General features: G+C 32.8%; 11 protein-coding genes, 1 pseudogene and 1 other annotated feature. Of the genes and pseudogenes, 8 read left to right on the forward strand and 4 right to left on the reverse strand.

The annotated features are described in order from the left end of the window. Positions 1–49: 49 nt before the first annotated feature. Complete coding sequence (locus tag BGI23_RS12555) at positions 50–751, reverse strand: class I SAM-dependent methyltransferase (RefSeq protein ID WP_070806102.1); 702 nt, start codon at positions 749–751, stop codon at positions 50–52. Further along, positions 748–1,650 (reverse strand): SMP-30/gluconolactonase/LRE family protein, encoded by a 903-nt coding sequence (locus BGI23_RS12560; protein ID WP_070806103.1) that lies wholly within the window; start codon positions 1,648–1,650, stop codon positions 748–750. Before BGI23_RS12560 ends, BGI23_RS12555 begins: the two co-directional genes overlap by 4 nt. 142 nt (positions 1,651–1,792) lie before the next feature. On the opposite strand from BGI23_RS12560, the gene BGI23_RS12565 reads away from it, so the two are divergent. Both BGI23_RS12565 and lysS read left to right on the forward strand, forming a co-directional pair. Further along, on the forward strand, positions 1,793–1,963 hold the full coding sequence (locus BGI23_RS12565) for a DUF2197 domain-containing protein (RefSeq protein WP_000551046.1): 171 nt from the start codon (positions 1,793–1,795) through the stop codon (positions 1,961–1,963). 72 nt (positions 1,964–2,035) lie between these two features. Next, positions 2,036–2,292: a binding site (T-box leader), on the forward strand. A gap of 83 nt (positions 2,293–2,375) precedes the next feature. Next, positions 2,376–3,929: a lysine--tRNA ligase gene (gene lysS, locus BGI23_RS12570; RefSeq protein ID WP_070806104.1), complete on the forward strand. Its 1,554-nt coding sequence runs from the start codon at positions 2,376–2,378 to the stop codon at positions 3,927–3,929. 51 nt (positions 3,930–3,980) lie between these two features. Here lysS and BGI23_RS12575 read toward each other — a convergent pair whose 3' ends face one another. Continuing rightward, a complete protein-coding gene (locus BGI23_RS12575; protein ID WP_001128419.1) occupies positions 3,981–4,409 on the reverse strand; it encodes a cell wall hydrolase in 429 nt (142 codons plus the stop codon). 156 nt (positions 4,410–4,565) lie between these two features. Here BGI23_RS12575 and BGI23_RS12580 point away from each other — a divergent pair, with 156 nt between their 5' ends. The 3 genes from BGI23_RS12580 (at position 4,566) to BGI23_RS12590 (ending at position 7,288) form a co-directional block, all read left to right on the forward strand. Further along, positions 4,566–5,480, forward strand: a complete 915-nt coding sequence (locus BGI23_RS12580) for an acetamidase/formamidase family protein (protein WP_001977651.1) — start codon at positions 4,566–4,568, stop codon at positions 5,478–5,480. Positions 5,481–5,600: 120 nt separating this feature from the next. Further along, positions 5,601–6,308 (forward strand): response regulator transcription factor, encoded by a 708-nt coding sequence (locus BGI23_RS12585; RefSeq protein WP_070806105.1) that lies wholly within the window; start codon positions 5,601–5,603, stop codon positions 6,306–6,308. Further along, on the forward strand, positions 6,305–7,288 hold the full coding sequence (locus BGI23_RS12590) for a sensor histidine kinase (RefSeq protein WP_070806106.1): 984 nt from the start codon (positions 6,305–6,307) through the stop codon (positions 7,286–7,288). Before BGI23_RS12585 ends, BGI23_RS12590 begins: the two co-directional genes overlap by 4 nt. 301 nt (positions 7,289–7,589) lie before the next feature. Here BGI23_RS12590 and BGI23_RS12595 read toward each other — a convergent pair whose 3' ends face one another. Continuing rightward, the gene (locus tag BGI23_RS12595; RefSeq protein WP_070806107.1) at positions 7,590–8,216 is read right to left on the reverse strand and encodes a DUF6518 family protein; all 627 of its coding nucleotides are present in this window, start codon (positions 8,214–8,216) and stop codon (positions 7,590–7,592) included. Positions 8,217–8,747: 531 nt separating this feature from the next. On the opposite strand from BGI23_RS12595, the gene abc-f reads away from it, so the two are divergent. From abc-f to BGI23_RS12610, 3 genes and pseudogenes are all read left to right on the forward strand, one after another. Next, a complete protein-coding gene (gene abc-f, locus BGI23_RS12600; protein ID WP_070807305.1) occupies positions 8,748–10,376 on the forward strand; it encodes a ribosomal protection-like ABC-F family protein in 1,629 nt (542 codons plus the stop codon). Positions 10,377–10,465: 89 nt separating this feature from the next. Beyond that, positions 10,466–10,983, forward strand: a pseudogene (locus BGI23_RS12605) (GNAT family N-acetyltransferase). Positions 10,984–11,422: 439 nt separating this feature from the next. Beyond that, positions 11,423–11,959 carry a DUF3267 domain-containing protein gene (locus BGI23_RS12610; RefSeq protein WP_000547457.1) on the forward strand — a complete coding sequence of 179 codons (537 nt, stop codon included), beginning with the start codon at positions 11,423–11,425 and terminating at the stop codon, positions 11,957–11,959. Positions 11,960–12,021: the final 62 nt, after the last annotated feature.

The raw sequence follows: 12,021 nt of genomic DNA on the forward strand, positions 1-12,021 counted from the left end.
AAGGGTGTTTCTCTGAATATATGAGGGAAAAACCCTACCTTTTATAGTTTTATTTCTGAACAACAAACGTAATAGCATTTGTTTTTAATTGAATAATCCTTTCATCGCGAACAATATTATAAACTAATTCTTTTATTTCAACTTTAATTTCTTTCCATTCCTTATAAATAGTTTTTAATAGATGTATCATATCTTCAGTAGGAAAGTTAATTTCAATTAAAGCATCTAATTCTTCATTTGTATGTAAGTCAATTTCTTGTATGTTCGAATTAATAATTAAACAATTAATACCGCCGCTTTTTGTACCTTCTTTCATAGAATGGAGCACGTTTTTTAAATCTTCTTCTGATTGAACATGCTCTAAACTGGATACTGCAACGATATAATCATAAGTATTAGGTTGGATATAGTAGTTTTCGATTGCTGCTTGTTCTATTTTAATATTATTAATTACACCATATTCTTTACTATAAGTTTGTAATTTTGTTAAAGCAGAATGAAGTAAATCCACACATGTAACAGTACCACTCGCATTTTGAATCTTTTGGGCAATGGGAATACTATTTCTTCCAACGCCAGAGCCGAGATCAAGTACTTGCAAGTTGTTGTTTCCTTCAAAATAATCCATTAAATCCATAACTGTTTTAACCGGCTTGTACAGCCAAGAACCAGTTTCAAATAGTTTATATTGTTCATAGCAAAGGTCATGATATTTCTTTTCTTCTTGTCTAATGTAATCGATACGATTCATAGTGTTTCAGCTCCAATATTATTATTGCAAAATGAATGGGTAGGACAACCTTTTACATTTGTTTGAATTCGAAAAATACCACCAGCATGTGGATATTGCTTTAATTCGTCATCCGTCATTCTTGTTCTGGCTGTTGTAACATATAGGTCGGTTAAATTAGGCCCTCCAAATGTACAAGATGTTACATATAGTGCTGGAATCGGGATACTTAATATTTGTTCACCAGTTGAAAGGTTCCATCTAGTAATCTTTGAACCTCCCCAATGAGCAATCCATAAGCAACCTTCCTCGTCAATTGTCATACCATCAGGTAGACCGTCATTTTCGGGGAAAATAATTACATCAATTGGATTAAGAATTACTCCAGAGCATATATCATAATGAAAACGAACTACTTTTTTAGTAGGTGTATCGATATAGTAAAGGTATGTATGGTCAGGTGACCAAGCTATGCCATTTGATGTATTTACATGTGAAACTTTTTTCTCTACCTTTAAATTATTATTTAAACAATACAAGGAGCCAGCAGCATTAATACCGTATGTATCTGTAGTACCTGCCCAAAAACGTCCTGCAGGATCGCATTTTCCATCATTAAAACGATTTTTAAATAAATGTGGTTCAGGGTCAAAAATATGTGTCAGTTTTTCTGTTTCTACATTAATAGAATAAAAGCCATTTTCCATAGCTAGGAGTAGTATGTCATCTAAATATGGAACAACACAGCCAATTTGTTGATTGAGAGCAATTACTCGGTTTGTATTAGCGGTAGGACTAAATATGCATAATTGTTTCTCCACAATATCAACCCAGTATAAAAGTTGCTTTTTTTCATTCCAAGATGGTCCTTCAGCTAAACTTGCTTTCGCATCTAAAACTAATTCTATATTACTGTGCAAGATGTTCACCTCGCTTTATAAGATATTTATATAATTCGATAAGAATAGAGGTAAACCTTTTAATCAGAAGATATTAAGATTTGTACTACGGAAAAACTGATTTTCTAGGTTGATAAAAAAATATATAAACAAGGAGAGGAAAATGCATATGATGTTTTATGAGATTGTTTGCTTTTCTTGTAAAAATATATTTCGTGTTTATGAAGGTAGTGAAAAATATAAGCGATTTAAAGAGAAACCAAAAGGGGTATATTGCTGTGATGAGTGTAGTCACAAAATTCAATTAGAAGCGATAAAGAATTTTTTTAGATAATTATATAATTTTGTTTCGGAAAAGTTTGACAATAATAGCGTTATAAATTATCATATGAAAAAACTAATATGTAAAATGGCATGGAAGAGAAGAGTAGTTAAGAAAGAATACGTACAGAGAGCTCTGGTAGCTGAGAAAGAGCAGTATACATCTTAATGAAAAAAGACTTGGAGCTGCGCAAGGAACTAATTTATTTAGGGATGGTGCGACGGGATCTCCCGTTATAGAGATAGGGTATAAGCATATTTTGCCGTACCTGAAGAGGTTAATATGGCGACATATTAACAAACTGAGGTGGTACCACGAAGCTAATAACTCTCGTCCTCAAGATGAATAATCTTGGGGGTGGGAGTTTTTTTAGTGCAAAAAAATGAAAATGTGAGAACAAAAATATAATTGAGGTGAGTAGTATATGCATTGGGCGTATGAAGTAGCACATGAATTAATTAGAAAACATCCAAACAAAGAAACTTTTGTTTGCGCATCTGGAATTAGTCCATCTGGTTCTGTTCATATTGGGAACTTTCGTGAAATCGTAACGACTTATTTTGTTGTAAGGGCGCTTCAAGATTTAGGGAAAAAGACTCGTTTTATATTTTCATGGGATGATTACGACAGATTTAGAAAAGTCCCTAAAAATGTTGATTCATCTTTTGTAAAGTATATCGGAATGCCATACTGTGATATACCAGATCCGTATGGATGTCATAATTCATATGCCGAGCATTTTGAAAAAGAGTTTGAGGAATCGCTTCAAGTATTTGGGATTGAAGTGGAATTCATATATCAACATGCTGAATATAGAAGTGGAAGATATAACAAAAACATATTGGAGGCTTTATATAAAAGAAAAGAAATATATGATATTTTAATGAGTTTTAAAACGGGAGAGTGTAGTGAAGAAGAGCGAGAGGGCTTTTATCCGGTTACATTATATTGTGAGAAATGCGGGAAAGATGCGACAACGATTACACATTTTGATGAAGTATTAAAAACAGTTCGGTATGAATGTGAATGCGGAAATCAAACTGAATTATCGGTATTAAATACAAATGAAATGAAACTGAATTGGAAAATCGATTGGCCGATGAGATGGATGATAGAGGATGTTGTTTTTGAGCCGGGCGGAAGAGATCATTCATCAGAAACGGGTAGTTATAATGTATCAAAAGAAATTGCGAGAAAAATATTCAATCGTGAAGCGCCTCATTACATTGCTTACGATTTTATTGGAATTAAAGGGCATCATGAAAAAATGTCTAGTTCCTCAGGGAATAGTATTACACCTAGCGAGTTGCTAAAAGTGTATTTGCCCGAAGTGATTCTATTTATGTTTGCAAAATATAGGCCAGACGCAGCGTTTCATATCGGTCTTGATGAAGATGTAATTCGCAATTATACAGAATATGAACGATTGAAAGATAGTTATGAGAATAAAACGCTCAAAAATGAAGATTTATTTGATGCAATTAAGCTTTCTAGAGTAGATAGCGGATTTAAAGAATATCCGAAATTTAATCAAGTAGCAGGAACGTTGCCGTTATTAAATTTTGACTCACTTATTTTACAGGAGATATTAGAGAAAATAGATAGGAGCTATGCGTTAGATGAAATGAGAGCGATAAGTAATCGTGCAGAGCATTGGATAAGAAACTTTCAACCTGAAAAATTAATGGCGGTAAATCAGGAGAAAAATACAGAGTTTTATAACACATTAGAGGAAAGGCAAAAAAAATGGCTAGTAGAAGTTTGTAAAATACTGCGTTCAAATAAAGATTATTCAAACATAATGGAGCAATTTTATTCGATTTGTCATCATGAAAATAAAAAAATAATGAAAGAAAATCAAAAACAATTATTTATTATTATATATAAGCTCATTATGAGTCAGTCCAGTGGCCCTCGAATACCGTTATTAATACATGTAGTAGGCATCGAAAAGTTTATCACATTATTAGATTTCTAAAAAATAAAGGGAACGCAAGTACTCAGCTAAGTACTTGCGTTTCACATTTTACTACCGTGAATACAATTTCGGACATTCATCACCACTAGGTTCATAAAAACAATGACTTTTAAACTGTCCTACAAACGGCTGATTATACCATTCGGGCGGACAAGCTCCAACTGGACGGAAATACCAAAGCGCCCATCTTGCTGGCCAGCGCCACTCACCTTGTAAAACTTTTCGTGCGATTTCTTTTTCTGATTCACGAGCACGTTGATAAAAATATCCGTATTGTACAGCTTCAAATCCACCTGGGCTTTGATACACTGCATCACGTACGGTACGGAGTTGTTTAAAGTCTAAACAATCACAAAATACACGATTTACTACTACGCAGCCAACAAGTTGTTCACCTTGTCGACCTTCGCCTTCAGCTTCAGCACGCATTAAACGAGCTAGTAAATCAACATCGCTTTCGTTATATGGAATAAGGGGCATAGTGATACCACCTTTCTTTACCTGTTATAGTAAAGAGTGTATGTATGAAAATAAGCTAGGTGCTTTTCTATATGTAAATTTATTAATTTTTAACAGGAGCTTTTACGAAGAAAGCTAATTAGTAATTGTAGGTCAATATAAAAGGGGAGAAATAAAATGTTTCGAATTCAGAAAGAACATATCATTTACGCAATGTCACCCGAAAATAAACCATGTATGGAAGTGGAAATTGGGAGTCGCCTTATATTTGAAACATATGATTGCTTTGAAAATCAAATTGATTCTGAAGATGTTGTGTTCCAAGAATTAGATTGGAACCGGATTAATCCAGCGACTGGTCCGGTATATATTAATGGTGCAGAACCTGGTGACATATTAGTTGTAACGATTGAAAAGATAAAAATTGAAGAGCAAGGTGTTTTAACTACAGGTACGAATCTCGGTGTAATGGGTGAAGAGCTACATGAAAATACAGTGAAAATTGTCCCAATACATAATAAGCATGTTTTGTTTTCGAGTGAAATACAAATCCCAATTAATCCAATGATCGGTGTAATTGGTACTGCTCCAAAAGAAGAGAGTATTTCATGTGGCACACCGCTTGATCACGGCGGGAATATGGACTGTAAAGAGATAAAAGAAGGGACAACATTATTATTACCTGTAAATGTTCCTGGTGCTTTATTAGCATTAGGTGATTTACACGCAGCGATGGGTGATGGTGAAATTGGTGTTAGTGGAGTAGAGGTTGCTGGTGAGGTGACGGTAACAGTTCAGATTATAAAAGGAAAGAAATGGCCACTACCAATGGCTATCCAAAAAGAAAAAGTAATGACGATTGCTTCAGAGAAATTGCTAGATGATGCAGCGAATCGCGCTGTACGTAATATGGTGACATTTTTACATGAAGAATTAGAAATGTCTAAAGCTGATGCCACTCTTATATTATCAGCTGCCGGCGATTTAAAAGTTTGTCAAGTTGTGGACCCGCTTAAAACGGCACGAATGGAACTAAGTATGGGCTATGTGGAGAAGCTAGGTTTTAATTTGAGTAAATTTCATATTAAGTAAGAAAAATAGAAAAAGGATGCTTTTGTATAAAAGTATCCTTTTTAAATTTACGGATTAAATAAAAAAAGGTATTATTTATATAATTGCATATACGATTGCGAATCGAAAAAGGAGTAAATAATGGTTAAAATTATGATTGTAGAAGATGATATGAAAATAGCAGAATTATTATCAACACATGTTGCGAAATATGGGTATGAAGGAATTATTGTATCGGATTTTCATAATGTATTAAATATTTTTTTAGAAGAACAACCAGAGTTAGTTTTATTAGATATTAATTTACCGAGTTTTGATGGGTACTATTGGTGTCGTCAAATTCGCGGAGCTTCTACATGTCCGATATTATTTATTTCAGCTCGTGAAGGTACGATGGATCAAGTCATGGCGCTAGAAAACGGCGGCGATGATTTCATTTCAAAGCCATTCCATTACGAAGTTGTAATGGCTAAAATTCGAAGTCATTTAAGGCGTGCTTACGGAGATTATGCACCGAAAGTAGAAGAACGGATGGTTGAGCAACAGGGTCTTTGTTTATATCCTGAAAGGCTTGTATTGAAGCTTAAGAATCAAGAAATTGATGTAACGAGAAATGAAGCTATTTTATTAGAAATGTTAATGAAAAATTATCCGCGTGTTGTGAGTAGAGAAGTGTTATTAAATAAATTATGGGATAGCGAATCCTATGTTGATGATAATACATTAAGTGTAAATACGACACGTGTTCGAAAAAAGTTAAAAACGTTACATATTGAGAATGCGATTGAAACAATTCGTAGTGTTGGATATAGATTGCATATTACTTGGGATACTGGTATGGAAAAATGATAAAGCTGTTTATACGTGATCATATACCACTTATTTGCTTTACAGCAATCCAACTACTAGCCATATTCCTCGTATATTGGTTTGATGGACATAAGCATATCGCGACGGCATTGTATGCAATGTTTTTAGGTGCCTTTTTTATGGTAGGCTATTTAGTATTTCGTTACTTTACTCATCGTACTTTCTATGAACGATTAGCAAACCCGATGCAATCTTTAGATGAATCGGTTCAAAAATCTGATTTTGCAGCTATATCTGCTGCGCTTCAAGACTTACTTGAGGTACAATATCGCCATTATCAAAATCAGCTCCACATACAAGAAAGAAAAAATAATGATCATTTAACTTTTATGAATCAGTGGATTCATCAAATGAAAACACCTTTATCTGTAATAGAATTAATTACACAGGATGAAGTCGATCCGCGTTTTGAAAGTATAAATGAGGAAACAGATAGGCTGAAAAAGGGGTTAGAGATGGCACTGTATGTCGCACGTTTAGAAGCATTTACACAAGATTTTTACGTGGAAAAAGTACAGCTACATAAAATAGTGAATGATTCTGTGCATGAACATAAACGCTTCTTTATCCGGAATTTTGTATATCCAGAGCTTAAAATTGATAAGGACATTACAGTAGAAAGTGATGCGAAATGGTTACAATTTTTAATTGGACAAATACTATCAAATGCGATTAAATATTCATCTGGTAGTCGAGAGAAGATTAAAGTGAAAGCTTGTAAGGAAGGTAATAATGTTATACTTGAAATTGCTGATAACGGTGTAGGCATACCGAAGCAAGATTTGCCAAGAGTGTTTAAACCTTTCTTTACAGGAGAAAATGGTAGAGATTTTAAAGAATCAACTGGAATGGGGCTATATCTCGTATATGAAATTACGAAGCAATTAGGACATAGTGTAGAAATCCATTCAGAAGTTGGTAAAGGTACGGTTGTACGAATTAAATTTTATAATGTATAAATAAGTGATCTAGGCTAAAGAGCTTTGGAAATAAGTTTTTTAGTCTTTTTTTTTTAGCGGTTATATGAAATGGTAAAACGTCATATTAGTATGTATAATGACACACTATTAAATACGATTGTTAAATTTGAAGGATTTAATAAAAAGCTGATAAATATTTTTGTAAGAAAAAAGCCACCCCTTTGAAAGAGATAGCTTCATGGATCCTATCCTATGTATAAGTATAATGTTCGAATACGTGATATGTTTTGTGGACTATAATACAATTAGTCTTTTGTTTTTTCATGATACAGTATTGTAATTAAGCAAACAAACTTAATAATTTATACCCAATTAATCCTAAAATAGTGATAGGAATCATCATTAAGAAAGAAGACACACGATAAGCATTAGAGCGTTCTAATATAAGAATCAAGATAATTCCGACTATCACTTCCGTATATCCAACAGGTAACATGTGACTGTAATCTTCAAAGTTTAATAGAATGTGAATTCCGTCCGTTACAAAAACTCCACTTAAAAGTGCGCTTCCGAATTTATGAAGTGGATTTGTAGTATCTTTCCATAGAAAACCTGCAATTCCAAAGATAGTTCCTCCTATACATGCACATACAATCCATACAGATATAAAATAAATAGAGTGAGCTACATTTTTAATAACTATTGCATAACCATAATAGCCTAATACCATACCGAGTAGTGCAAGGATACCAGAAAGCATAGCTGTACGCTTAGAATAACTGAAGCTAGCCAGAAAAAAGGATGGAACTAACCAAACGCTTCCTAAGTTAGCTAATGAATGCCAATTTCCTGGAAGTATACCTTGCCCCAATTTTGTTAGTATACCAACAAGTATCCCTACTATAATCGGGAGGATAAAAATCCTTACAAACATATTTAACTTTGTGATTTCTAATGTCCTGTCCATAAATTCAATCCTTACATTAATATTTTCTGTAAAGATATAATAGCTTATCACAAGGGAATAATCAATAAAAATTTATCGGAAAACAATAAGTGATTATTGGATAACGAATAAGATTTTGTTTTTATATAAAATTTATTACTGGGGAAACCTAAAGGACGTATTACAATCAATGTAATTTGTGCTTATTCAACATGAAGTTAAGGAATGATAAATAAATCTAAAAGAAAGCAATCTTTTTAACAGCACATATAATTACATTTACTCATACAGTACTAGTATGGTACAATATGGTTATTAACGACGGAAAGGAATGATGGGTGGACGATGATTAACTAATCTTATTTTTAAATGTTGAAATTCAATACATTTCAATTTCTAAAAAATAGGATTAGTCTGCCCAATTTCCATACAACGGTATTGCTATTTATGTTGCGCAATAGCTTATTTGGGTATAAATATTTTAACGACTAATCCTGCCAAATTTATTTGGGAGGATTTTTTTATTCTCCCTTAATGAAAGGGATCGGTATTATGAAAGAACTATTAAAATTAAATGATGTTTATGTTGAAATAAAGGAAAATATGTTGTTAGAGAAAATGAATGTGACAGTAAAACAAGGGGATGTTATCGGATTAATTGGTAAAAATGGTGCCGGTAAATCAACGTTACTTCAATTAATAAATGGGAAGATTGAGCCTTCAAAAGGTACTGTTGAATGGATGCAAATGAACATGACAACAGCATATGTTGAACAAGAAAAAGAATTTTTTGTTAGTAAGGATATAATTGCAAAAGAAGCAGAACTTCTTGCGAAATGGGGCGTGCCAACGAATGATTTTCTTACTTTAAGTGGTGGTGAAAAGCTAAAAGTTCGATTAGCAAAAGGATTTGCTAAAAATCCTAATGTCTTAATATTAGACGAACCGACAAATCATCTAGATGAGATGAGTACGGAATTTCTTATTAAACAAATAAAAAATATGAAAGGTACAGTTATCGTCGTATCGCATGATCGATATTTTTTAGATGTTGTCGCGACTAGAATATGGTCAATTGAGGATAAGAAATTAATTGATCATAGCGGGAATTATACGAGTTATATGAAAGCACGTGAGCATAAAAGAATGACGCAGCAGCGTGAATATGAAAAACAACAAAAGAAGATAGAACAAGTAGAAACTCATATAAAAGAATTAAGCTCATGGTCACAAAAGGCACATGCGCAGTCCACAAAACAAGAAGGTGTGAAAGAGTTTTATCGTGTAAAGGCGAAGCGAATGGATGCGCAAGTAAAATCGAAACGAAAACGTCTTGAAAAAGAGCTTGAGAAAACGAAAGTTGAACGTGTGAAAGAAGATTATTCGGTTGAATTTTCTATTCAAGCGAATAAAAAAGTAGGGAAACGTTTTTTAGAAGTAAAACAATTACGGAAAGAATTTAATAATCGGATATTATTTGAAAACGTTAATTTTACAATTCAGCACGGTGAGAAGATTGCGATTGTTGGCCCAAACGGTAGCGGGAAAACAACATTACTAAAGATGATTATGGGAGCGGAAACTGCTGAAGGAGAAGTATGGATTTCACCATCAGTAAACATCGGTTATTTAACACAAGAAGTATTTGATTTACCACTTGATAAAACACCAGAAGATTTATTTTATAAAGAAACATTTGAAGAAAGAGGAAAAGTCCAAAATTTAATGAAACATTTAGGGTTTGAATCTTCCCAATGGAAAGAGCCGATTCGATATATGAGTATGGGTGAACGAGTGAAATGTAAGCTAATGGCTTATATTTTAGATGAAAAAGATGTACTTATTTTAGATGAACCGACGAATCACCTTGATCTTCCTTCACGTGAACAGCTTGAAAATACTTTAGCTGAGTATAATGGAACGCTTGTTATCGTTTCTCACGATCGATATTTCCTGGAGAAAACAACTAATACAAAACTTGTGTTTGTAAACAATACAATACAAAAGCAGCTTGAAGAACCTACGAAAACAAGAGATGAAATTGAAGAGCTACGTTTAACATTAGAAACAGAGAGACAAGAAGTATTAGGTAAATTAAGCTTTTTAACTTCTAAAGACAAAGAATATAAAGAACTGGATGAACGGTTTATGGAACTTACGAAGCAGATTAAGGAGCTTTAATGTAAGTAAGGGTGATTAACATGGGAAAAGAGAGTTTGCCTAAGTTATTTAGAATAGATTGTGGAGATATTTACCTGTAAGAGTTTACGATTACAGATGCAGAGAGTATTTATAACATATCCAATCAACCGGAAATAGAAAAGTTTTTGCCAGACTGGAAATCAACAAAAGAACAACGAGTTAATTGGGTTACAAATTATGAAATACCAGAAAATAAAGCGTTTCTTCATGCAGTGAGAACTACGACTAACATAGATAATCACACATTAAGACTAGGAATATTTAAGAAAACCACAAATGAATTTATTGGATGGTGCTGTACTGGTATAAAAGATGAGCTTCCTGCACCGAATAGAGAAATTATGTATGCTGTTTCAAGTGAATATCATAATAATGGATATGCAACGAAAGCAACAAAAGGCTTGATCGATTATTTGTTTGAAAATACAAACGTTGAAGTTCTAAACGTAATTGCTTTAATTAACAACGTACCATCAAATAAAGTTATTGAAAAATGTGGATTTATTTGGGTCAACAGACGATAGAAAATCAAATTTATAACTATATATTGAGTAAATCCGAATGGATAAAAAATAGTGCTCTGTAAAAGGAATTGAAACAAAATTATAAAAAAGCTTAGAGTTAAAACTCTAAGCTTTTTTACATTCATATTATAGCTGTTAACATATGAAAGCTACAATTGAGATGACTTATCGATGGAATTGCTTTTCGCCAAAACAGTGGCATCAAGCTGTAAATGTGATAACCATAAAAAAATCATTTACGAAAAGGGGATTGGAATGTTTTGTCGAATGCATAAAACTATAGAAATACCAATTTTTTACTTTGATTATCCTGCAAGTGAATTTCTTTAAGCACAAGTAGAAGAATGCAAGGGGAGAGTGGGATGGTATAAGGAAGAATTCTATCTTAGTCAAAAAAATATATTGTGGTAAGTCTAGTGAGAAAGGGGCATATAAAACTTACGGTTGAGTGCTAGTGGGATAAAATGTTTAATCTATGAAATAGTCTAAATGAAGGAGGAGATGCATATCATTATTTGGTTTCGCCACTTACCACAGATAAGTATGGATTTTTCAGAATGGACGCCTTTTATACAGAGTAATTGGTACCGAAAACATTATATGCAGTTTGTATATTTACTTCAGATAATCATTTTTATGATACCTTATTTTTTTGAAACAGGTTTCACTCATATTAATATATTTTATCTTATCATAATAGGTATCTTTGTCTTCATCATTCACGAATGTCTACATATTTTTGTCATAAGTAAAAAAGGTGATGTTAGCTTAACATTTAGTGGAATATTCTTTTGGTTAAATACAAATGCAATCTTATCTAAAATGAGATTTTGGATCTTTATGAGCCTACCCATTGTTGTATTATCAGTAGTTCCTGCCGTGATGTCGTTCTTTGTATCAGGAAATATCAAATCAATCATGTTATTTATATGTTGGTTAAACACATTCATTTCGGCTTCAGATATTTACAATTCAATATTAATTGCAATTAAACCGAAGAACGCTGTTTTTTGCAATGGCTATTATCAAGTGAAATAGTATTTTATTTGTACCTAAAATATGCTTCAACTAAATACAATAGCTAAAGATATAATATTTGC

Origin of the sequence: Bacillus sp. ABP14, assembly GCF_001831375.1 — a bacterium.
Classification (GTDB): Bacteria; Bacillota; Bacilli; order Bacillales; family Bacillaceae_G; genus Bacillus_A; species Bacillus_A paranthracis.